Source organism: Acidaminococcus fermentans, from assembly GCF_009696675.1.
Taxonomy (GTDB): Bacteria; Bacillota; Negativicutes; order Acidaminococcales; family Acidaminococcaceae; genus Acidaminococcus.
Window position 1 is genome coordinate 59,020 of record NZ_VULN01000006.1, and the last position, 21,663, is coordinate 80,682.

Annotated in this window: 20 protein-coding genes and 1 tRNA gene; 3 read left to right on the forward strand and 18 right to left on the reverse strand. The window is 54.8% G+C overall.

Annotated elements, in window-relative coordinates; all coding sequences use genetic code 11:
• The 5 genes from FX155_RS05290 to FX155_RS05310 all read right to left on the reverse strand — a co-directional run bounded on the left by FX155_RS05290 (position 1) and on the right by FX155_RS05310 (position 4,601).
• The gene (locus tag FX155_RS05290) at positions 1-378 is read right to left on the reverse strand and encodes a TetR/AcrR family transcriptional regulator (protein WP_022487544.1); all 378 of its coding nucleotides are present in this window, start codon (positions 376-378) and stop codon (positions 1-3) included.
• A gap of 282 nt (positions 379-660) precedes the next feature.
• Entirely contained in the window at positions 661-1,104 is a 444-nt protein-coding gene (locus FX155_RS05295; RefSeq protein ID WP_022487543.1) for an Hsp20/alpha crystallin family protein, read from the reverse strand.
• Positions 1,105-1,612: 508 nt separating this feature from the next.
• Entirely contained in the window at positions 1,613-2,425 is an 813-nt protein-coding gene (locus tag FX155_RS05300) for a C39 family peptidase (protein WP_022487542.1), read from the reverse strand.
• Between the two features lie 98 nt (positions 2,426-2,523).
• Positions 2,524-3,222 carry a TetR/AcrR family transcriptional regulator gene (locus FX155_RS05305; protein WP_022487541.1) on the reverse strand — a complete coding sequence of 233 codons (699 nt, stop codon included), beginning with the start codon at positions 3,220-3,222 and terminating at the stop codon, positions 2,524-2,526.
• 110 nt (positions 3,223-3,332) lie between these two features.
• Positions 3,333-4,601: an S-layer homology domain-containing protein gene (locus tag FX155_RS05310; protein WP_022487540.1), complete on the reverse strand. Its 1,269-nt coding sequence runs from the start codon at positions 4,599-4,601 to the stop codon at positions 3,333-3,335.
• Positions 4,602-4,935: 334 nt separating this feature from the next.
• Here FX155_RS05310 and FX155_RS05315 point away from each other — a divergent pair, with 334 nt between their 5' ends.
• On the forward strand, positions 4,936-5,280 hold the full coding sequence (locus tag FX155_RS05315; RefSeq protein ID WP_022487539.1) for a hypothetical protein: 345 nt from the start codon (positions 4,936-4,938) through the stop codon (positions 5,278-5,280).
• A gap of 37 nt (positions 5,281-5,317) precedes the next feature.
• Here the strand turns inward: FX155_RS05315 and fumC are convergent, their stop codons facing one another.
• From fumC to FX155_RS05355, 8 genes are all read right to left on the reverse strand, one after another.
• Positions 5,318-6,694 carry a class II fumarate hydratase gene (gene fumC / locus FX155_RS05320; RefSeq protein WP_154487988.1) on the reverse strand — a complete coding sequence of 459 codons (1,377 nt, stop codon included), beginning with the start codon at positions 6,692-6,694 and terminating at the stop codon, positions 5,318-5,320.
• Between the two features lie 139 nt (positions 6,695-6,833).
• Complete coding sequence (locus FX155_RS05325) at positions 6,834-8,762, reverse strand: TRAP transporter permease (RefSeq protein ID WP_154488010.1); 1,929 nt, start codon at positions 8,760-8,762, stop codon at positions 6,834-6,836.
• Between the two features lie 22 nt (positions 8,763-8,784).
• The gene (locus tag FX155_RS05330) at positions 8,785-9,336 is read right to left on the reverse strand and encodes a DUF1850 domain-containing protein (protein ID WP_279128299.1); all 552 of its coding nucleotides are present in this window, start codon (positions 9,334-9,336) and stop codon (positions 8,785-8,787) included.
• Between the two features lie 9 nt (positions 9,337-9,345).
• Complete coding sequence (locus FX155_RS05335) at positions 9,346-10,344, reverse strand: TAXI family TRAP transporter solute-binding subunit (RefSeq protein ID WP_022487535.1); 999 nt, start codon at positions 10,342-10,344, stop codon at positions 9,346-9,348.
• Positions 10,345-10,876: 532 nt separating this feature from the next.
• Positions 10,877-10,952: transfer RNA gene (locus FX155_RS05340), tRNA-Lys, on the reverse strand.
• Positions 10,953-10,997: 45 nt separating this feature from the next.
• A complete protein-coding gene (locus tag FX155_RS05345; RefSeq protein WP_022487534.1) occupies positions 10,998-12,224 on the reverse strand; it encodes an NAD(P)-dependent oxidoreductase in 1,227 nt (408 codons plus the stop codon).
• A gap of 798 nt (positions 12,225-13,022) precedes the next feature.
• Positions 13,023-13,964 (reverse strand): threonine ammonia-lyase, encoded by a 942-nt coding sequence (locus tag FX155_RS05350; RefSeq protein WP_022486604.1) that lies wholly within the window; start codon positions 13,962-13,964, stop codon positions 13,023-13,025.
• A gap of 64 nt (positions 13,965-14,028) precedes the next feature.
• Positions 14,029-14,340: a hypothetical protein gene (locus tag FX155_RS05355; RefSeq protein ID WP_154487989.1), complete on the reverse strand. Its 312-nt coding sequence runs from the start codon at positions 14,338-14,340 to the stop codon at positions 14,029-14,031.
• 296 nt (positions 14,341-14,636) lie between these two features.
• Between FX155_RS05355 and FX155_RS05360 the strand changes: the two genes are divergently transcribed.
• Positions 14,637-15,632 (forward strand): gamma-glutamyl-gamma-aminobutyrate hydrolase family protein, encoded by a 996-nt coding sequence (locus tag FX155_RS05360; protein ID WP_229778445.1) that lies wholly within the window; start codon positions 14,637-14,639, stop codon positions 15,630-15,632.
• A 108-nt stretch (positions 15,633-15,740) separates the two neighbouring features.
• Here the strand turns inward: FX155_RS05360 and FX155_RS05365 are convergent, their stop codons facing one another.
• The 5 genes from FX155_RS05365 to FX155_RS05385 form a co-directional block, all read right to left on the reverse strand.
• Positions 15,741-15,902 (reverse strand): hypothetical protein, encoded by a 162-nt coding sequence (locus FX155_RS05365; protein ID WP_022488017.1) that lies wholly within the window; start codon positions 15,900-15,902, stop codon positions 15,741-15,743.
• 48 nt (positions 15,903-15,950) lie between these two features.
• Entirely contained in the window at positions 15,951-16,103 is a 153-nt protein-coding gene (locus tag FX155_RS05370) for a hypothetical protein (protein ID WP_022488018.1), read from the reverse strand.
• Between the two features lie 186 nt (positions 16,104-16,289).
• Complete coding sequence (gene rpoN, locus FX155_RS05375; protein ID WP_022488019.1) at positions 16,290-17,624, reverse strand: RNA polymerase factor sigma-54; 1,335 nt, start codon at positions 17,622-17,624, stop codon at positions 16,290-16,292.
• A 116-nt stretch (positions 17,625-17,740) separates the two neighbouring features.
• Positions 17,741-18,925 carry a MalY/PatB family protein gene (locus tag FX155_RS05380; RefSeq protein WP_022488020.1) on the reverse strand — a complete coding sequence of 395 codons (1,185 nt, stop codon included), beginning with the start codon at positions 18,923-18,925 and terminating at the stop codon, positions 17,741-17,743.
• A 102-nt stretch (positions 18,926-19,027) separates the two neighbouring features.
• On the reverse strand, positions 19,028-20,278 hold the full coding sequence (locus tag FX155_RS05385) for an Nramp family divalent metal transporter (protein WP_022488021.1): 1,251 nt from the start codon (positions 20,276-20,278) through the stop codon (positions 19,028-19,030).
• Between the two features lie 343 nt (positions 20,279-20,621).
• Between FX155_RS05385 and FX155_RS05390 the strand changes: the two genes are divergently transcribed.
• Positions 20,622-21,617, forward strand: coding sequence for a LacI family DNA-binding transcriptional regulator (locus FX155_RS05390; RefSeq protein WP_022488022.1), 996 nt, complete (start codon positions 20,622-20,624; stop codon positions 21,615-21,617).
• The last annotated feature ends 46 nt before the right edge of the window (positions 21,618-21,663 follow it).

A 21,663-nucleotide genomic window follows, 5' to 3' on the forward strand; every position in this document is an offset into this window, starting at 1 on the left:
CTAAGCAACAACCCCTTCAACGGTCTCACAGCTCTTCAAACAGCTGCTGCCCGATTTCCAGCATTTTCTCTTTTTGGGTTTCCAGTTCCACCAGGAGTAGTTCGATCTTTTCTCCGGCACCCCGAAAATCTCCAGGGCCTGGGTCAGGATCAGCCGTTTCAGCTGCTCCGAAAGAGCCGCCAGGATTTCGTCCTTGGTTTTGTACCAGCGGCGGATCTCCAGCCCTCCCACTCCAGATTCCTCACTGATCCGGCTGAGAGTCATCCGCTGGTAGCCTACATCCAGCAGCAGTCTGGCTGCACTTTTCAGGACCCGTTCCCGGCCGGTCAGGTCCTGTGGAGTAACGTCTGCCAACGGTTGTTTTCGATTTCTGCCCATAAATCCTGTGACTCCATTCTTCCTGCAATATTTTGCGGTATGATTTTAGTGTATCACGGGGCAAAAACTTCATCAATCAATAGCGAAAAAATTCATTGTTTTCATTTTTCTGCCACAAGTATCCCTCGAAAATCCTGTAACTTCCTGCACTTGAGCCATGACTAAACAGTCTGTTTCCGACTATACAGTCATACATTTGTTGCACAAAAAAAGGACTGCCGCTCAAGCAGCAGTCCTTTTTCTCTATGGAGCTCCGACTTTCCACGGAGTCTCCCGCCCTCGTTATCCTTCGATGGCGATATATTTCTTGTTGTCCACCTTCTGGGGTTCCTTTTTGGGGATGCTCAGTTCCAGGATACCGTTTTCGTACTTGGCCTTCACATCAGCCTCGGTGACCCCTTCGCCTACATAGAAGCTCCGGGCGCACTGGCCAAAGGTCCGTTCACGGCGGATATACTGGCCTTTCTTGTCTTTTTCATCCTTGTCCACACCCTTGCTGGCACTGATGGTCAGATATCCGTTTTCCAGCTGTGCATGGATTTCATCCTTCTTGAACCCCGGCAGGTCAATGTCCAGTTCATAGTGGTCGCCCACATCCCGCACATCGGTCTTCATCATATTTCTGGAGTGTTTCCCGTACAGAGGATTTCTGGCCGTAAACACATCATCAAAGTCATTCATGAGATCATCGAACACATTGTCATTGAAAACGCTAGGCAGTAACATAAGCCATTCCTCCATTCAATCTTGGCCTTGAAGGTCAGCTTTTGGAACTACCGAAAGGCTGGATTCCTGCGGCCCCTCAGGGGCCCGTCCTACGTTCCAGGTTCTCTTGGGAACCCTTCTCTGTGGTCTTTCCTTCGTTCTGGTATTATAATAGCACAGGTTGTTAGCACTGTCAAGCGTTGAGTGCTAAAAAGTCAAAGTTTTTTTGACTTTTTAGAGGAGAGGAATGGGGCTGTTGCATGGGCAACAGTCCCTTAGTCGGAAGTCGGGAGTCTGAAGTCGGAAGCCTCGGGACAGGATCCGTCTGGCTGGACGGATCCTTTTGATTCTGTAGAACCAGAATCGCAATCAATCTGAGATGGCATTTCGTCCAAAGGTTCTACATATTCAAAAATTTGCCTGCAAATTTAACCTTCGGCTCCAGACTTCAGACTTCAGACTTGAGCCGCTATGCGGCTCTACAGCTAAGGGGGTGTTGCACGGAACGTGCGACACCCCCTCTAAAAAATCACAGCTTCACCCGGGCCGGAGAGGCGATCAGGAACAGATTGTGGTTCCCTCCCTCTTTTTCCGGGAACTGGCCGTACATGTCGAAGGTGGAGAAGAACCGGGCGGCCGGGTAGATGCCGTAGCCGTCCTGGTTATGGTCCGTGGTGTCGTAGGGATCCGCCACGATCAGCACATCGTCCTGGGTGTCGGCGGTGCCCATGTCATCATAGCCGATGATTACCTGCCAGTGGCCGCCCCAGTCGATCCATCCTGCCAGGATAGGCTTTCCGGCCTTCAGGGTGGCCTTGATGTCTTCCGGTCCGAAGGTCTTCCCGGCCTTTGCATAGTCTTCCGTGGTCACCAAGTCGAACCCTCCCACCTTCTGGAACATGTCCTTCATCTGTTCCAGGGTGGTGCCCGGATATCCGTCCGGGAAGCCAGGGACATTCACGTCCTTCAGGGGATGGCGCAGATCCGCCAGCTTCTGTTCCGTCCAGTCCTTCTGCCGGTCATACCACCGGAGCACCATCAGGGCTGCCGCCGGTCCGCAGGACCATTCACTGGACTGCTGGATGGTCTTGAAAGCCGGCAGCAGCACCAGGGACCCTTTGGAATGCATATGGTAGAAGTCCGGGTGAGTGTAATAAATGGTCTTTTTGTGATCCAGCTTCCGCTCTATGGAAGCAGCCCCCTGGTCCTGGGTGATTTTCGCCGGTTCCTGGAATTTCATGTCATCACTGAAGTTCCGGTTGGCCGCCAGCACCGGCAGGGAGAAGCCGGCGGCCAGCAGGCCGGCCAGCACAGCAGAAGTCAGTTTTGGGAAAAGTTTCATATCCATCCGTTCCTTTCACGGCCCGGCCCTTTTTCCGGAAAGGGCCCTCGGGCATCCGTATTTCTTCTCCCTATTATAAAAGATTTCCGCCGGAATGCCTATAAGCTCCCCAGGATTTTCCCGCTGATTTCCTCCAGCAGGGGCCGCTGCTCCTCCAGCCGGTCCAGCATTTTCTGGATGGTCCCGGAAGAAATCCCGAAGATCCGTAGGGAATGGGTCAGGAAGGTCCGGCGGATCCGGTCCCAGTGGTAGGGCTTCCGGAACCCGTGGGCCATCACATAGCCTCCCAGTCCGGAACACACCAGCAGCATCTTTTCGTAGCTGAACTGACTGGACATCCGGACGGAAAACAGTCTGGTCACATACCGGTAATGGCGGGCCACCACTCGTTCGAGCAGATGGGGGATACAGTAGGCAGTCTTCCAGAAACTCCACAGCATGGTGTTGGTGTCCAGTACCTCCATTTCCATCCCCAGCAGCATCACATACCGGTACAGGGCCATTTCCTCCCGGGTCCAGGATTCGGGGAAAGCCTCATCTGGCAGGAAGGTGTGGCAGATATAATCCCGGGTCCGTTCCATCAGCTGGGCAGCCAGGTCATCCAACAGTTCTTCCTTGGTCCGGTACCAGAGACTGATCTGCCGCTGGGGAATCCCCAGGGATTCCGCCAGTTTGGGCAGGGTGGTCCGCACATATCCCAGTTCCAGGAACATCTCCTTGGCCCGGTGGCGGATCTTCCGGTGCAGGGCCTCATCCTTTTCTTCCAGCAGTTTTTCTTCCTTTTTCCGTCTTCCCATCAGAACATCCTCCTTTGCCGCAGCTTCTGTTTCCATTATACCAAATCCCTTCCGGCTAAAAAAACAAGAGGACTGCCGCCAGTATGCAGTCCTCTCGTGTTGGTTGCTGATTAGAAGGTTACGACCATCTGAGACCACAGGGTCCGTGCATGTTCGTCGCTGTCCTTGCCTTTCAGGTCGAAGTATTCCACCTGGGCCACCATGTTCTTGGCCAAGGTTACGTTGCCGCCGAAGTGCCAGCCCTTGAACCCTTCTTCCGGGAACACATCATACCGGCCGTTCATGGTATGAGCAATGGTAGTGGTGGCCGCCTGATCATAGTATTTGGTGAACAGGCCCCAGCTGCCGGGTTTGGAAGCGGTGGCGCCGCCGTATTGCAGCCAGGCAACGACCCCGTCGTCATCTTTACCCATGTCATCCAGGTGATCATTGTCCCCGTTCAGGTACATGGCCCCGAAGTTGAACTTGCCTGCGGTGTAGTCGGCACCGACCGTCCAGATGGAGTCATCATCTTTGCCCATGCCCATGGCGGTTACATCGTCTGCCCGGACGTAGTTGGCTGCCATGTTCAGGTTGCCCCAACGGCCGCCTACTTCCGCCCTCCAGTATTTGTCGGCCACGGAATCGTTGTTGGAATCGCTCCAGCTGTATTCGCTCTTGTTGGCCATTTTGCCCCAGACCCCGGTGATGTAGGCCTGGCCAATCTTCACATCGGCTTTGATGGCATCCACACGGCTATCGTAGATGTTCCCGTCAGCGATGAAGTCCTGGAACCGGCCGCCGGTCAGGTTTACCACCCCGATGTTCCCGGTCAGGTAAGCTCTCTGGAATTCCGTGTCATCGTCACCGGATTCGTTCTGGCCGATGAAGTGCTGGTTGTTTTCCAGCATGGATACGTAATGCCAGTTGTCGTTGACTTCGCCGGTGAGGAACAGACGGGTACGGAGCCGGGCGTCGTCGTTGTCACGGCCGGCTTTGGCAGCCTGCCATTTGTTTACGGCACCGCCGGAGCTGTGATCATAGCTCAGCCGGACGTTCCCGGTGATCTTCACATTGTCGGCGTTCTTTTCCAGTTTGGCCACCCGGACACCCAGGTTGTCCAGTTCATCAGCGAATTCGCTGACCAGCTTGTCATCGGCACCGATGGCTCCTTTGGCCAGAGCTTTGGCTACAATCTGTGCCATTTCATACCGGGTCATGGTTTTGTCACCTTTGAAGGTGCCATCAGGATATCCGTCCACCACACCGGCAGCAGCCAGTTTTGCTACAGCTCCATAAGCCCAGTGGCCTGCAGGCAGATCAGAGAACGGGTTGGCGGCAAATGCCGTGGCGCTGATGCCCATAGCCATAGCCAGAGCACACACTAAGTTTTTTTTCATGATAAAAATCCTCCTTCTGGTAATTTCCTGTCCGGAAGGGGTTCGCCTGCTTCCCGGGTTCTGTGCGAGTGGCCTTGTTTCCTCTACAGGTGCCGGCAATCCTGCGCTTCTCTTCGTTCCAGGATCTGTGGTAGTTTTCCACGTCTTCACTATACCAGAGGAAACTTTCTCCCGTCCCGGAAAACGCCTTGTGTTCCCAAAGCCTTCTTTTTTACAAGTGTATATTTCACGAACTTTTCATTTTTATCACAATATCGATGGAAAAGAGACGCTTGCAGTTTTGGAGAAAAGAGGGTATGATGTAATTAATCTTATTACAGGAAGGATGATTCCCATGGCAAATCATGAAGAACTGGTTGCTGAAGTAAAGAATCTGGCCGCAGCCCCCAGCGTGTACAGCGGTCTGAAAGATCTGGCGGAACAATGGCTGGCCGCTGAGGGCACCGCCGCCCAGGCCAACCTGACGGCCCTGCTCCGGGCTGCCCTGAAGGAAGATGTAAACACCATTGACCAGGTGCTGCCCTTCTTCGCTTCTGACGAGGCCAAAAAGGCCTTCGGAGCCGAAACCGCTGCCCAGCTGCTGGCCCAGGGCCAGAAAGTAAAGGCAGAAGGAGGCAAGTACTGCTTCTGCCCCGCCTGCACCGCCGGAGCGAAGATTCTGGAGATGTTGGGGGAATAAAAAAAAAGGAGCTGTTGCATGTGCAACAGCTCCTTTTTTATACCATCTTCTCCGGATGGAACACTTTGTCGAATTCTTTTTCTTCCATGAAGCCCAGCTTCAGGACGGCTTCTTTTAGGGAAATGTCGTCCTTGAAGGCCAGTTTGGCCACCTGGGCACATTTGTCGTAGCCGATATAGGGGCTCAGGGCCGTTACCAGCATCAGGGAATTGTGCAGGTTGTGGGCCATTTTTTCCTTGTTGGCCTTAATGCCCACCACACAGTTCTTCCGGAAGGATTCCATTACATCTCCCAGGAGCCGTACGGACTGAAGGAAGTTGTAGATGGTCACCGGCAGGAACACGTTCAGCTGGAAGTTCCCCTGGGAAGCGGCAAAGCCGATGGCCGCATCGTTGCCCATCACCTGCACCGCCACCATGGTCACCGCTTCACACTGGGTGGGGTTCACCTTCCCGGGCATAATGGAAGAACCCGGTTCGTTGGCGGGGATGGTGATCTCTCCCAGTCCGTCCCGGGGGCCGGAAGCCAGCCAGCGCACATCGTTGGCCATTTTCATCAGGTTGGCGGCCAGGGCCTTCAGGGCCCCATGGGCAAAGACCATATCATCCAGGCTGGTGAGAGCATGGAATTTGTTGGGGGCTGTCACAAAGGGGAACCCGGTGTTCTTGGCAATGAAGCCCGCCACCTTTTTGTCAAAGCCTTTGGGGGCATTGAGGCCGGTACCTACGGCCGTGCCCCCCAGGGCCAGTTCCAGCAGCCCTTTTTCCGCGGCTTTGATTTCCTGCCGGTTCCGTTCCAGCATGGTCCGCCAGCCGGAGATTTCTTGGGAGAAAGACACAGGCACTGCATCCTGGAGATGGGTCCGGCCGGTGGTCACAATGCCTTTGTTTTCTTTTTCCAGCTTTTTGAAAGCAGCCACCAGCTCATCCAGGGCCGGCAGCAGGTGTTTTTCCAGTTCCCAGACGGCAGCAATGTGCATGGCGGTGGGGAAGGTGTCGTTGGAGCTCTGGGACATGTTCACATGGTCGTTGGGATGGAGCAGGGCTTCCCCGGCCAGTTCATTGCCCCGGTGGGCGATCACTTCGTTGACGTTCATGTTGCTCTGGGTGCCGCTGCCGGTCTGCCATACCGCCAGCGGGAAGTTTTCGTCCAGTTTGCCCTTGAGGATCTCATCGCAGACCTTCCCGATGGTCTGGCAGCGTTTCTTGTCCAGTTTGTCCAGAGCCCCATTGGCCTGGGCCGCGCTTTTCTTCAGATAGGCAAAGGCCCGGATCACTTCCAGGGGCATTTTTTCCGTACCGATCTTGAAGTTTTCAAAGCTCCGTTCCGACTGGGCACCCCAGTATTTGTCCGCCGGGACTTTGATTTCACCCATAGAATCCCGTTCCAGACGCCATTCCTCTTTTTTCGCCATGATATCCCCTCGCTTTTCCTATGATATCTGCATTATTCCATAGCCCTGGAGGTTTGTCAAATGAAGAAGAGGGGCTGTTGCGCATGCAACAGTCCCCTCTATCATCGATCAGAAGTCAACGGCCGGTGGAGGCCATTCTTTATGCCGCCTGCAAAGAAGCCGCTTTCTTTTTCTGGAAGAAAATCACGCCGATGAGGATCACGGCTCCGATAATATCGGTCTGGATTCCCGGGATCATCAGCAGCAGGGCCCCGACCAGGGACACCAACCGCATGACCACATTCACCGGTGCGTACACATATCCTTCGCAGGCCACCGCCAGGAGGAACACCCCCAGCGCCGCCGTTGCCGCCGTAAACAACCCTTCCCCTAAGGTTGTATTGATCAGCATCAGCTGAGGCGACAAGACGAAAATATAGGGAATGATGAACCCGGCCACTGCCAGCTTCACCGAGGTCCAGCCGGTCTTCATGGGATCCCCGCCGGACACCCCTGCCGCGGCAAAGGCCGCCAGGGCCACAGGAGGCGTCAGGTTGGCGAACATGGCAAAGTAGAAGCTGAACATATGGGCCGCCGCATTGGGGATGCCCAATTTGAACAGGGCCGGCGCCGCAATGGAGGAAGTGATGATGTAGGAAGGAATGGAAGGCAGTCCCATCCCCAGGATCATGCAGGTGATCATGGTGAACACCAGGGTGAACATGATGCTGGTATTCCCCAGACTGATGATGGTGTTGGCCATGGTGAGCCCGAACCCGGTTTTGGAGGAAACCCCCACCACAATGCCCACGCAGGCACAGGCAATGGCCACACTGACCGTCTGCTTGGCTCCTTCCGCCAGGGCATCCACAATGGCTTTGGGTTTCATCCGGGTGGCTTTTTTCAAAGCGGCCACCAGGATGGTCACCCCGATGGTGAGCACCGCCGCATAAACCACCGTGGAACCGGACATGAACAGCATGTACAGCAGGAACACAATGGGGATGATCAGATGGCCCTGGGCCTTCAGCACATCCCGGGTACGGGGCAGCTGTTCTTTGGGTACCCCCACCAGTCCGTCTTTAGACGCCCGGAGCTGGACCTGGATCAGGATCCCCATGTAGTACAGAAGCGCCGGAATGGCCGCCCAGACGATGATTTCCGAATACTTGACCCCCAAGATTTCCGCCATGATGAAGGCTGCCGCCCCCATAATGGGCGGAAGCAGCTGGCCTCCTACGGAAGCTGCCGCCGACACCGCGCCGGCAAATTCCGCCGAATAACCGGTCTTCTTCATCAAAGGAATGGTAAAGGACCCGGTGGTCACCACATTGGCCACCGCAGAGCCGTTGATGGAGCCCAGGAGCCCGGCTGCCACCACGGACACCTTGGCGGGACCGCCTTTGGTGTGACCGGCAATGGACAGGGAAATGTCATTGAAGAACTTTCCCATGCCGGATTTGGTCATGACGCAGCCAAACAATATAAACAGGAAAATATAGCTGGAAGATACGTTGACGGAAGTGCCGTAGATCCCTTCCGTATTGGCGAAGAAATGGTTGGACAGACTGAGCCAGTCGTAGCCCCGGTGCATGAACATCCCGGGAAACTCCCGGCCATACATCCCGTAAAGGATGAAGCAGATGCTCAGGATGGGCAGGGCTTTGCCGCTGCAGCGCCGGGTGGCTTCCAGCACCAGCACCACCAGCAGGGTAGCCATGACCATATCCATATCGCTGGCCCGTCCGGCCCGTTCCACCACACCCAGGTAATCATGCCAGATGTAGAAGGGAATCACGAAGGAAATGGCCGCCAGGAACCAGTCGAACCAGCTGGGGGTAGTCCGGCTGGATTTTTTCCTCATGGGATACATCAAAAAGCACATGGAACACATCATGGCCACATGGAGAGACCGGTGGACCAGTGTCACCGGAGGTCCGAAAATAGCCGTATACAGATGGTAGAGAGAAACCAGGATGGCAAAAATGTAAAAGAAACTTTTGATTTTGCCGGTGAATTTCCGGGTGGCGCTTTCCTTGTCCACCTTTTCAATGATGGCATTGGTCTTGGCTGCCATTTCTTCCGTCATTTCCCCGGTGATGATCCCGTCCTTATTGACGGGAGCCTGGGAGAAAGCGTCGGAGCCCGGAGCTGCAGAGCGTTTCTTCAAGTCGTCCATCAAAATACCCCCTTTTCTCTATGATCAGGGTCAGCCGGGTATGTTCCGGCAACAGCCGGCCGCTGGTGAGCAGCTGGTCGTTGATCCGGATCTCCCGGGTGGCGTAATGGGAGTTCAGCCAGTCGATCCGGGGAAACACCTGGTCGATCTGGTCCATGTAAATGTTCCCTTTTTCATCGATCCAGGTCTTCTTCCCCCTGTTTTCCGGAATCCCCGCCCCGAAAGCCGGGAAGGAAATGGTATCCAGCACCAGGGTGTTGTCCGGCGCCACATGGAAATATTCATGCCAGTGGATGTGCTCCAGAGAATGGATCCATCCGAAAAACAGCCTGTCCCCCGGCCCGGCGGGATATTCCACATAAATTTTCCCTGTCTGATAATCCCTGATCCGCAGGACTGTCCGGCCGGCCCAGTGCCACCAGAACAGCAGTCCGATGGCAAAGGGCAGGGCCAGACAGGCCAGGATCCTTGTTTTACCCTTCACGGGACAGCCTTAGAGCTTCCCTTTTTCTTTCCAGAATTTTTCCGCCCCGGGATGCAGCTTCAGAGAGGTCCCTTTGATGCCTCTCAGACCGGTATCCAGGGTGATTTCCCGTTTGGCCGTAGCATGGGAAGCTCCGATGGTTTCCAGCCCCTTCTGGGAATAGATCCCGGTAAGCAGGTCATACACCACATCATCAGGCAGCTTCTTGTCCACCAGCATCACGTTCATAACGGCAGCGGTAGGCGTATCCGCGTCCGTGTCATAGGATTCCTTGGGAATCTTGAAGGGCATGTAGAAAGGATACTTGGCGGTCAGGTTCTTGATGGCTTCCCCGTCGATGGGAATGAACCGGATCTTCTTCATGGTGCCCAGTTCCTTGATGGTGGCGTTCCCCAGGCCGGAAGTCACGAAGGCCACGTCGCACTGGCCGTTCTTGATCTGGTCGATGGCTTCCCCGTAAGACAGGTAGTCCACCTTGGCATCCTTGTAGCTCATGCCATTGGCTTCAAAGATCATCCGGGCATTCAGTTCCACCCCGGAGTTGGGAGCCCCGACCCCCACTCTCTTGCCTTTGATGTCCTGGAAGGTCTTGATGCCGGAATCTTCCGTAGTAACGATCTGGACCACGTTGGGCCACAGACCCATCATTACCCGCAGGTCCGGCTCCTTTTTCTTGCCTTCAAAGGCCCCGAAAGCGTCCTGGCACTGGATTACCGAGTCGGACATGGCAATGGCCATTTCACCCTTGCCGGTAAGGATCCCGTTGATGTTTTCCACCGTAGCCCCGGTAGCCGTAGCAGAAGTCTTGTAGCCCATTTCCCCGACGACTTTGGAGAAAGCGCCTCCGATGGGGAAATAGATACCGCTGGTAGGACCGGTGAGCACGGTGATGAACTGTTTGCTCCGGTCCAGTTTTCCGTCAGCAGATTTCTTGTCCCCGGAGCCGCCGCAGCCTGCGGCTGTTACGGCCAGCATCCCTGCCATCAATACTGCAAACCACTTTTTCACAATAATCCCTCCTTAGATTGATGGAATAAAGGCTCTTCAAACCCTGTGAAGGGCTGAATTCAGAAAGAAAAGGGGGTAAATCATAAAAAGGCAATCCGCTATCAGCAGAATTTATATTTGATGAAATTATTGTTTATTTTCATATTTCCGTGAATTCTATGGATTCAGTATAACATACAGTTTTCTCGGATTCAACATGAAATAGTTCAATCCATTGTATACAATAGATTGCATAAAGACATTATTTGTTCATAATAATTGATTTTTATATGTTCAAATTCACAGTTTTATCAAATTTATTTATGGCGTTTTTGTGTCTTACGGCTTGGTTCCATGCAGAAAAAGTCCGTAGTGCCTGCGGGCGGCCGGGCCTGCCGCCCCTACGGATCCGGCGTACACGCTTAAACAGGCCGGCAAGCTGCAGGCGGCTCTGGCCACATTTTACCCTGGACCGGCGCAGCTGTGCCGCCCGGTCCGCCCGCCGCACACAAAAAAAGACCTGTCCCAACGGGACAGGCCTTTGGCTTTCAAATGGTGATCCACCCGGGACTCGAACCCGGGACACCCTGATTAAAAGTCAGGTGCTCTACCAACTGAGCTAGTGAATCATTGCGTTACAGCTTAATCATTATAGCGTGAAGCAGCGGATTTTGTCAACCCTTTTTATCCAAATTTTTCATGTAAAGATCCATTTCGTCGGCGATCTTCTTGGAATACTCCACCGCATGGACCACGGTCTTGGCTCCGGTGACCACATCCCCGGAGGCAAAGACCCCGGGCAGGGTGGTTTCCCCGTCTTCGCTGGTCTTCAGGTTCCCCCGGTCGTTGAGCTCCAGGCCTTCGTTGTGTTCCACCAGCCGGCGCTTGGGCACCTGGGATACGGCGATCACCACGCTGTCCACCGGCACCAGACGGGCGGTGTCTTCCAGCACGATCACATGGCCGTCTTCCACTTTGGTATCCGCCACCATGGGGCCTTCGTCCTTGATGGCCACGGCGGTTTTGTTGAATTCGTACTTCACTCCGTCCAGCAGGGAATATTCATATTCATCCTGGGAGGCGGACACATGGTCCCGGCGCACATAGACGGTGACGCTTTTGCAGCCGTGACGGACGGCGGTACGGGCCACGTCCATGGCGGAGTTCCCGGACCCGAAAATGGCCACGCTCTGGCCCAGATCCACTGCATCCGGGTTGTTCAGGTAGCTGATGGCATAGTGGACGTTCCCGAAGGTTTCCCCGGGGATCAGCATCCGTTTGGGCCGCCAGGCACCGGTGCCGATGAACACGGATTTGTACCCGTCGGCGAACAGGTCCTTCAGGGTGATGTTGCCTCCGATGGTGAAGTTGAACCGGAACTTGATGCCCATTTTCTTCATCCGGTCTTCGAACCGGTCCAGGATGTACCGGGGCAGCCGGAATTCCGGGATCCCGTACCGCATGATGCCTCCGATCTTGTCCCGGGAATCGAAAACGGTGATCTGGTAGCCCCGTTTGGCCAGGATGATGGCAATGGTGATCCCGGCAGGGCCGGCGCCGATAATGGCCACTTTTTTCCCGTTGGAGGGAGCCTGGTCGATCTTCAGCCGGTCGAAGCAGGAATCGGAGATGTAGTTTTCAATGGCGGAAATGTGCACAGGAGCTCCCTTGATGCCCCGGATGCAGTGACCTTCGCACTGGGCCGCATGGTTGCACACCAGGCTGCAGACTACGGAAAGAGGGTTGTTGTCAAACAGCATCTGGGCGGCCGTCATCAGGTCGTTTTCCTTGAACAGCCGGATCATTTCCGGAATATTGGTATGGATGGGACAGCCTTCCCGGCACCGGGGCTTTTTGCACTGGAGACACCGGTTGGCTTCTTCCAATTCGTGAATGGACATAGGAAAAACCTCGTTTCCTTTAAAATGGTATTTTTTATAGTCTATCGAACTGGCAGGGATTCTGTCAAGGGAAAAGGGGGCTGCAGGTATGTGTCAACAAGTTCTCGGTAAAGCCTTCATCACAGTATAGTTATTCATTCATGTCCGAAAGTGAAGAGTGCAGAGAGATGTCGGCGCAGTTGGATGGCCCATTGCGATGCCGCCCGCAGGGCTGTGTCTCCCGCGACGGATGTGACGAATAGGAGAACCCCACCACCATTGCACAAGCGCAATGGTCCCCCGCCCCTTTCAGGGGACGGACTTCAACGGATTCCCTCCCGGCTCCCGGAGAATCGATGTATACCCGTACAAAGTACCAGCAAGGCCGGAGGCCAAGTCCGCCCTGCAGGGGCGGGGGACCGGGCTTGCCCGGTGGTGGGGGCATGAGGTCCTGAAAGGACCGAATACCTTGACGGTGGTATCGGAACTATCTACCTGAGAGACAGCAATGGATACTGCGGTCATCATATTTCTACTTCTGCCGGACACGCCCTTGTTTTCGGCCGGTCCTGCAAAATATCGGCTATCGCCGATGCCCCCACCACCGTGCTCCGCACGGTCCCCAGCTACGGCATAAGCGACCGCCAACGCCGCTGAAGCGTCGGGCGCCTGCTTACGCCCCTCACAGGGCGGACTTTGGGACCGTCCTTATCACCAGTTCAGTGCTGTTGCCAAAGGAAACCAGCTGTTCCCCATCTGCCTCCGTTTTTTTCCATTTCAAGATCAATTTGCAAAAATTGATTTCCAACAGCATCGAATTTACAATCCCTGTACCAGGGAAAAATCCACATTTCCTCCGGAAAGGATAAACACCACTTTGTCTTCCGGTTTGAAGGCCAGTTTCCCGCTCTGGATGGCCGCCAGACCAATGGTGGAGGAGGGTTCGGCCAGGACCTTGCCTTCTGTAAGGAGCAGCTTCATGGCTGGGAGCAGAGCATCTTCCGGCACGTCGATGACCTGGTCCACTTTATCCCGGACAAGGGGGAAGGTTTTGTCTCCCGGGCACAGGGTAGCCACTCCGTCGGCAATGGTATCCGCCTGAGGAACTTCTATGGGCCGCCCTTCTTTCAGGCTTACGGTGAAACGGGGGATCCGGTCCGGTTCGCAGGCAACGACCCGGGTTTCCGGACGGATGCCTTTGACAGCCGTGGCAATCCCGCTGGTAAGACCGCCCCCGCCCAGAGGAACAACCACTCCATCCGGATCCGGCAGATCTTCGAAGATTTCCAGTGCAATGGTCCCTTGACCGGCCATGACATCATAATCATTGAACGGTGGCACATAGCAAAGTCCCTGTTCGTCCCGCATCCTTTCCGCAATGGCAAAACGCTGGGACTTTTCACACAGGATCACATTGGCCCCCAGGTCACGGACGGCCTGGATCTTGATGGCCGGCGCATGTTCCGGGATGACCACCGTAGCCTGGATTCCCAGCATTTTTGCCCCATAGGCCACGCCCCTGCCATGATTGCCGCTGGAAGCCGTGACCACACCTTTTGCCCGTTCTTCCGGAGTCAGCTGCAGGATCCGGTTCAGAGCCCCCCGGATCTTGAAAGAATGGGTCAGCTGCATGCATTCTGCCTTCACATAGACCTGACAGCCCAACAGAGCATCCAGAGACGGAAGACGGAGCAGCGGCGTGTGCAGCACATAGGGCCGGAGCCGGTTCTGTGCCTGAAAGATGGATTCAAGAGTCAGCATGATACAACCTCCTTCAAGTCAACGATAATTCCTTTTCAGCCTGCCAGCAGGATTTTTATCCGGCTTACCTCTCCACAATCTCCGCTTCCTTCACCGCCGGCTGGCCCAGCCAGGCCAGGGCCTGGTCCAGGTCCAGGGTGACTTTTTCCTCTTCGTTTACAAAGGCGGGGATGCCAATGAAGGAACGGCCGTTTGCCCCTTCCCGGGCCGGGGCAAAGGCAGCTTCCCGGTCCCGGAGGGTAAGGAAGTCTTTCATATTGTCAGTATTCGCCGTCATGTCGATGAACCGGAACTTGTCCTCCAGATTCCGGGCCTTCAGGATGGCCAGGGTATTCCGGCAGTCGATACAGATTTCACTTCCATAAAACAGGATCATGGTGTCTCGCTCCTTTTTGTCTCTTTTGACCGTATTGTACCGGGTAGAGGAAAGGAATGCAAGGGGGACAGCAGCCCTGCAGCAGCTTTAATTTCCGAACTGCACATCTTTACTTATAAAAATAGTTCAGTATAAGCAGACGCTTATACTTATTTTCCTGTATCATTCCTAACAAGTTTAACATTTCTTTACGAACCATTCACATATTTTTTGACTTTTTGTGAATAATCAGCTACACTGACCTTGTTCTGTTCATTATGAATCCGGAACCATTCTAAAAAAGGAAGTGCATGTCCATGAAGCTGAAGAAACTGGAAAAAGTCCTTGCGGTAACTGCCCTATCCCTGAGTTTCTCCCTGGGGATGGCCTATGATGTCCATGCCATGGTGGGAGGGAAACCGGTGATCGGGATTTCCTGGAAGAGCAACAAACAGGATTATGCGGCCTTCAAAAAGATCATCGAACTGGCCGGCGGGGTTCCGGTGGAACTGGGCCAGATCAAAAGCACGGATGTGAAATATGACAGCGACGGTGCCGTGGACAAATCTGCCCTGGAAAAATCCGGCATGCTGAAGCAGAAATACGCCAACAAGATCAAAGCCAAAGACTTTGCCAAAACCAACATCGCCACGGTGATGCAGGGTGTGGACGGGGTCTTCGGTACCGGCGGAGAGGACATCAGCCCGTCCCTGTACAAAGATGCGGAAAAGGAAAAGAACCACGGGGAAGGGATCAACGCCACCCGGGATATTTCCGACTATACCCTCCAGGCCTACTGCCTGGCCAACAACATCCCTACTTTGGATGTATGCCGCAGCGAACAGATGCTGGGGGTTGTCTCCGGAGCCAAAATGATCCAGGATCTGACGGATTACTACAAGGAACAGGGGAAGACCTATCATGACGACTTCCACCGGATGCCTCCGGGAACCCCCAACCGGGATTATGCCCGTCATGATGTGCACATCCTGCCGGCCCATTCCCATCTCCGGGAAATCGTGGGAGCTGACGAACTGAAGAACGTTTCTTCCTGGCACCATCAGGCTATCGGCAGCATCACCGGAACGGATCTGGTCCAGACGGCAGAAACTACCTACAATGGCATTTCCATCATCGAAGGGGTGGAATATCCCAAGAACACCTTTACGGTGGCTCTCCAGTTCCATCCGGAAAACGACCTGAAACAGGTGCTGATCAACAAAAAAGACGCCAAAGACTACTGCGACACCAAAGTGTCCCTGAAATTTTTCCAGGCCCTGGTGAAAGCGGCAGCGGATAAGGCGACGAAATAAAAAAAGGGGCGCAGGCCCCTTTTTTTGTCAGCGGTCAATGGTCAATTGTCAATGGCCGGTATAAAAAATAAGGTGTGCTGCAGTTTTTTCTGCAGCACACCTTATTTTTTATACCCGAAATTCCCGTCTTACCATCCCCGGTATTTCTACTTCATACCCGGTGACTTTGGATTTCGCTTTACTGGTGGCCAGGACACCCAATGTCAGGATATCCAGCAACCCTTCCACTTTTTTCGTCATTTCGTAACCGCTTTTCGCTGTCATTCCCATGATCCATCCCTCCTACTTTCTTGCCATCATGCCAGGGACCGGTTCCGTTTACTCGAAATCGAAATACCCCATGGGATCCCAGTCTTTCAGGCTGGGGACATCGCTTCCGGACAGGCTGGGAGCGAACAGTTCCAGGATCTTCTCTTCTACGCTGCCGGCTTCCGTGCGAGCCATCGTTTCCATTTTACCATTCATTCCCATAAGAACCCCTCCTTTTTTGTTCGGCTATTTCCGAACTGTCTTTATTATAACTCATGTATTGTTCATGTATAGTACTTCACATTCAGTTCACATTTAGATGTTTTGTTCAGGGGTAAATTGTAAATAATTTTACGGAATTTGAGATAATTTAAGGAAGACTGCTGCCCATACAGCAGCCCCTGCCACTCACCACTCCCTTCTGGCACTTTTATCCCCGATTCCCATCTTTATCCGGTATTTGTTCACAGTCCGGCGGGCCACCTGGATGCCCTGTCGTTCCAGGGCCCTGCAGAGAGCCTGGTCGCTGAGGGGGTGGTGCTTGTCTTCTCCGTTGATCAGTTCCCGGATCAGCTGCTGGAGCTTCTCTTCCGTCACCTGGCCCTCTTCCCGGGAGGCCGCCTGACCCTGGAGGAAACTGCCGGCGGTGAAGCTGCCCCACCGGCACCCCAGGATCTTGTGCTGGAGGGCCCGGCTCACCGTGGACAGGGACAGTCCTGTATCTTCCGCCAGATCCGCCAGCTTCAAAGGCTTCCGGTGGCCGGGACCCAGCCGGAAAAAGGCTTCCTGGTGAGTCACCAGAGCCTGGAACACCAGGAGCAGGGTCTGATGCCGTTCCTTCAGCAGCTGCTGAAGCTGCCGGGCTTTTATCAGCTGTTCCTTCAAATAGGATTTCACCTGGGTTCCCTGGTTCCGGCCCCAGTCCATGTACGCCTGGTTCAGGATGAATTTCCGGCCCCAGGGATCATGGACTGTCACCTGAAGCTCTTTTCCCGTATCTTCCACCCATACGTCTTCCCGCTGATAGACCACCGGTCCACTGGCAGCATACCGGCTGCCGGGCTTGGGATCCAGAGCCCGGATCCGTTCCCGGGCTTTGAGGACTTCTTCCTGGGTGCAACGGAATTTCCGGGCCAGAGCCGGGATCTGGTTCTGCCCCAGGAGATCCAGTCCTTCCCGGACGATTTTCCGGGCCAGGTCCGCCTCTTTCCCCTGGTTTTCCAGCTGGAGCAGCAGACACTGGGACAGATCCCGGGCTCCCACCCCAGCCGGTTCCAGCTGCTGGATCAGCCCCAGCACCTTCCGGACCTTTTCTTCCGTGACCCCGAAGGCCCGGGCAGTATCCGGGACGCTTTCCGTCCACCAGCCCCGGCTGTCCAGAGTCCCGGCTATGTAAAAGGCCAGGTGCCGTTCTGCTCCGGAAAGCCGCAGACACCCCACCTGTTCCTCCACCACCTGCTGGAGAGTCTTTTCCTGCCGGCCTGCATTGGCTACCGGGTCCGGCAGGGAATCATCCTCCCGGTCCCGGACGGTCCGGTCCCGCCTCTGTTCTCCCGCCGTCTCCCGCCAGTCCGGAGCCGTCCCTTCCCCGGGAAAGTCCAGCAGAGGATTGGCTTCCACCGCCTCCTGGATGTACTGTTCCATTTCCAGAGCTCCCAGCTGGAGCAGCTTCATCTGCTGGACCAGATACAGGTTCAGCTGCTGTTTCTGCTGGGGAGCCAGAGTGAGTTTTGTCATGTTCATAATAGGTTTTCTTCCTCCTTTCTGCCCTGTTTTTTATCCTGTTTATAAAAAAATAATATACTCTAGAGTATAATACTTTAGAGTATATTATTTTACAAGACAGAGAATTTTCTTTTTTAAAGCCCCTTTTCCTCCAGTGCGTCTTTCAGCTGGTGGAAGGCCTTTTCCACGGTGGCACGGGGACAAGCCATGTTGAACCGTTCGAACTGGGAGGTAGCCGGTCCGAAGATCTTCCCGGAATCCAGCCACAGTTTGGCTTCATCCACCACCAGGTGCTCCAGTTCCTCATCGGAGAGCCCGTAGCCGGAAAAGTCGATCCACACCAGATAGGTGCCTTCCGGTTCCACAAAGGTGGCTTTGGGAAGATTTTCCTTCACAAAATCCCGTACCCAGGCAATGTTCCCGGCAATGTATTCCACCAGTTCCTTCACCCATGCATCCCCTTTGGTATAGCAGCTCTTCACTGCCACCTGGCCCATGATGCTGCCCTGGCTGTAGCCGGCGGCGGCGTTGGCCTTCCGGTATCTCCGGCGGAGTTCTTTATTGGGGATGATGATGTTCCCGGGCTGGAGTCCCGCCACATTGAAGGTTTTGCTGGGGGAGTTGAAAACAACCAGATTGTCTCTGTACTTTTCATCCAGGGCCAGGAAGCTGGTGAAATGGTGGGGCGCATAGACAAAGTCGCAGTGGATCTCGTCGTCCAGGATGATCACCCCGTGCTTCAGGCAGATATCTCCCAGCCGGGTCAGTTCTTCTTTGGTCCACACCCGTCCTGCCGGGTTGTGGGGACTGCACAGCAGGAATACCTTTACCTGGTTCTCTAGGATTTTCTGCTCGAAATCAGCGAAGTCAATGGTATATTTTCCGTTTTCGTAATGGAGCTGACTGTTGATGAATTTCCGTCCATTGTCTTCAATCACTTCCCGGAAGGGGTAGTACACCGGCTGCTGGATCAGCACGGCATCCCCCGGTTCGGTAAAGGCCTTGACCCCGGTGGCCAGGCCAAAGACCACTCCGCAGCCCAGGGTCACCCATTCCGGCTGGATGTGGTATCCGTGGTGAAGGGAGAACCACCGGTCCAGGGCGGTGAAATATTCGGCGTCCGGATCCGTGTAACCGAAGATCCCGTGGTCGATCCGTTTGTGGAAGTCTTCCAGGATCTCTTCCGGCAGGGCGAAATCCATATCTGCCACCCACATGGGCAAAAGATCCGTCCGCCCCTTCCGTTTCATCCCAAAATCATATTTCAGGCAGCTGGTGCCCTTCCGGTCGATGATCCGGTCAAAGTTGTATTTTCCCATACGATCGCTCCTTTTCCCAGTTGTTTTCTATATTATATTACCGGATGAAAAGGAAGTTGGCAACAAAAACGGGGGGTGTGGGGTGATTTTCACCCCACCTCTTTACAACTTCGCCACCAGTGCGTAGATGGTCATGCCCAGGGCGAACAGGTAGCAGATGGTCATGGAAATCTGGAGGAGCCGGGGCGGTTTCAGCCCTTCGTTCACGTCTTTCCGCCAGATCATCCGGGTAACGAAGAACCCGGCGGTGGGGGTACCGATGGCCGTGGCCAGGTTGGCAATGAAGATCAGCTGGGTGGGAGACCCGTTGTACAGGAAGCAGATCACCGTCCCGAACACGATGCAGGCGGTACAGCTCCACCGGACCAGTCTGCTTTCCAGGCTCACATCCTTGTCCAGCCCTGCGTTCAGCAGCACCACGCCCCGCTGGGTATTCCCCAGCAGGCTGGAGAAAGCGGCTCCCAACAGAGCCAGTCCCATGACCAGGTTGGCATAGCTGCCCAGGAAGGGCCGGAGCATATCCGCCAGCTGGACAGGGGATTTGATCCGCAGTCCCTGAGGATGGAGGACGATGGCCCCTACCAGCACCACAGCCCCGGAAATCAGGATCACCGTCACCACATGGGCAATGGCGTCCGCCAGCATAGTGCCGTTGAACATGTCCTTTTTGTTCCATTTCTTTTCCGCTCCCAGGTAGGTGCCGTAGACCCCGGCGGTAATGGCCGCATGGGTGCTGATAAACGCCAGGGAGTGGCGGATGCTGCCGTTGGGGAAGCCCCAGTGGGTAACACCCCGGAAAAAGCCGCCCCATTCCGGTCCCCCGGATACATACAGGGTGGCGTAGAAGGCGGCGATCATGGCCAGGATGCATACCAGGATCCCCTTTTCCACTTTGGAATAGGTATTCTTGGCAAAATACATGGCCAGCAGGATGGCGATCATGATCAGGGACCCGATCTTCCAGTCGATGCCGAAAAGCAGGTTCATGCCGGCGCCGCTGCCGGAAATGTTCCCAAAAGTGAAAAACAGGCAGGCCAGGAACAGACAGCAGCCTACAAAAGCGGCTGCGGCTTTCCCGTAAAAATGCCGGATGGCGTGGATGATGGGCAGTCCGGTGAGCATGGTGATCCGGTAGCAGGTCAGCATGAAGGTGATGCCCATGATGAAAATGGGGATGAACAGCCACAGCATGTCATAGCCATAGTTGGCCCCCAGCATGGAGGCGGTGGTAATGGCTCCCGGGCCTATGACCACCCCGGTCAGCACGATGCCGGGACCGATCCGCTTCAGCATCTGCAGAAAAGTCAATTTGGGAACCGTCTCCGGGTCAAAGCCCAAATGTTCAATGTACATAATACCTTCTCCTTGTCCATGTCCGCTGCTGCCGGTTCCCGGCCGACAGCAGCGGGTAATTTGGGATTGTTTGGGGCAGCTGCTTGCAATCGTTTGCATTATTTCTGGTTATTTTATAGCATTTTCCTCCTGTTTCCGTCAATGTTTTCTGATACTTCTGCAATTTCTTGCAGGGTGAGCAGCACTATATAATCAGTATTCACGGGCTTTTTCAGCTTTTTATTGACTTTTTTCACCAGGTATGATATGTATTTCTTATCTGCAAACGTTTTCAGAAATCAGCGGAAATAGAAAAAAATCCAGACGCAGTCCGAAAAGGTCCGTCCGGAAAGGAGGGAAACCCATGCCAACCCTGAAAGACGTGGCCAGGCTGGCCTGTGTGGACGTAAGCACGGTCTCCCGGGCCCTGAATAACAATCCCTGTGTCCACGCGGAAACCAAAGCCCGGATCATGGCCGCCGTGGAAAAGCTCAGCTACCGGCCCAACCTGCTGGCCAAAGGTCTGCGCCAGGGCAAACGCCACACCATCGGAGTGGTGGTTCCCCGGCTCCACTTGACAGTGTTCTCCACCGTGGCCCAGGCCATCGAGGAGGCGGCCCGTGACCAGGGATACGCCACACTGCTGTGCAGCACGGAAGATGACCCTCAGATGGAAAAAGACGGCCTCAGCCGGCTGCGGAACGGCCTGGTGGACGGGATCCTGCTGGCAGGCACCGGCAAGAATAAAAAACTGGTCCGGGACATCCAGGCCTCCGGGATCCCGGTGACCCAGGTGATCCGGATCCAGGACGATACCTTGTCCAGTGTTACCGTGGACTATGTAAAATGCGGCTACGAAGCGGTAAAGTACCTGTATGCCAAAGGCAGCCGCCATCCCGGTCTCATAACCGGTTCTTTGAAACTGTCTCCCTATAAATTCCGGTATCAGGGCTATAAGGAGGCCCTGGAGGAATTGGGATTGAAAGAGATCACCTCCGAAGCCAAAGGTTTCACCAATTCCCTGGAATATGGCTACCAGGCCACCCGGCAGATGCTCCAGGAGCATCCGGAACTGGACGCCATCCTGGCGGCCATGGATGCCCAAGGGATCGGAGCCATGCGGGCCCTGAAGGAAGCAGGGAAAAAGGTCCCCAGAAATGTGCGGATCATCAGCCTGACCGGTCACGAAATCGGCAGTATGCTGGAAACCACCATGACCACTCTGGAAATGCCCGCCCGGGAAATCGGCCGGAAAGCCGCCCAGCTGGTGCTGGAACAGATCGAAGCCAAAGATCGGAGTGCCGTGGCCATCCAGCATGTGGTCTATGATTCGGTGCTGATCGAACGGGAAAGCACCTGATACAACTGTTGTGCAACCATTGTAGGACAAAGGTTGGATGAAAAAA

Bases quoted from the DNA above. Each gene is read 5' to 3' on its own strand.
- FX155_RS05295 (WP_022487543.1), bottom strand. From the start codon at position 1,104: ATGTTACTGCCTAGCGTTTTCAATGACAATGTGTTCGATGATCTCATG.
- FX155_RS05290 (WP_022487544.1), bottom strand. From the start codon at position 378: ATGGGCAGAAATCGAAAACAACCGTTGGCAGACGTTACTCCACAGGAC.
- FX155_RS05310 (WP_022487540.1), bottom strand. From the start codon at position 4,601: ATGAAAAAAAACTTAGTGTGTGCTCTGGCTATGGCTATGGGCATCAGC.
- FX155_RS05365 (WP_022488017.1), bottom strand. From the start codon at position 15,902: ATGGGAATGACAGCGAAAAGCGGTTACGAAATGACGAAAAAAGTGGAA.
- FX155_RS05305 (WP_022487541.1), bottom strand. From the start codon at position 3,222: ATGGGAAGACGGAAAAAGGAAGAAAAACTGCTGGAAGAAAAGGATGAG.
- FX155_RS05390 (WP_022488022.1), top strand. From the start codon at position 20,622: ATGCCAACCCTGAAAGACGTGGCCAGGCTGGCCTGTGTGGACGTAAGC.
- FX155_RS05325 (WP_154488010.1), bottom strand. From the start codon at position 8,762: ATGACGGAAGAAATGGCAGCCAAGACCAATGCCATCATTGAAAAGGTG.
- FX155_RS05370 (WP_022488018.1), bottom strand. From the start codon at position 16,103: ATGGGAATGAATGGTAAAATGGAAACGATGGCTCGCACGGAAGCCGGC.
- FX155_RS05385 (WP_022488021.1), bottom strand. From the start codon at position 20,278: ATGTACATTGAACATTTGGGCTTTGACCCGGAGACGGTTCCCAAATTG.
- FX155_RS05380 (WP_022488020.1), bottom strand. From the start codon at position 18,925: ATGGGAAAATACAACTTTGACCGGATCATCGACCGGAAGGGCACCAGC.
- fumC (WP_154487988.1), bottom strand. From the start codon at position 6,694: ATGGCGAAAAAAGAGGAATGGCGTCTGGAACGGGATTCTATGGGTGAA.
- FX155_RS05345 (WP_022487534.1), bottom strand. From the start codon at position 12,224: ATGTCCATTCACGAATTGGAAGAAGCCAACCGGTGTCTCCAGTGCAAA.
- FX155_RS05360 (WP_229778445.1), top strand. From the start codon at position 14,637: ATGAAGCTGAAGAAACTGGAAAAAGTCCTTGCGGTAACTGCCCTATCC.
- FX155_RS05350 (WP_022486604.1), bottom strand. From the start codon at position 13,964: ATGCTGACTCTTGAATCCATCTTTCAGGCACAGAACCGGCTCCGGCCC.
- rpoN (WP_022488019.1), bottom strand. From the start codon at position 17,624: ATGAACATGACAAAACTCACTCTGGCTCCCCAGCAGAAACAGCAGCTG.
- FX155_RS05315 (WP_022487539.1), top strand. From the start codon at position 4,936: ATGGCAAATCATGAAGAACTGGTTGCTGAAGTAAAGAATCTGGCCGCA.
- FX155_RS05355 (WP_154487989.1), bottom strand. From the start codon at position 14,340: ATGATCCTGTTTTATGGAAGTGAAATCTGTATCGACTGCCGGAATACC.
- FX155_RS05300 (WP_022487542.1), bottom strand. From the start codon at position 2,425: ATGAAACTTTTCCCAAAACTGACTTCTGCTGTGCTGGCCGGCCTGCTG.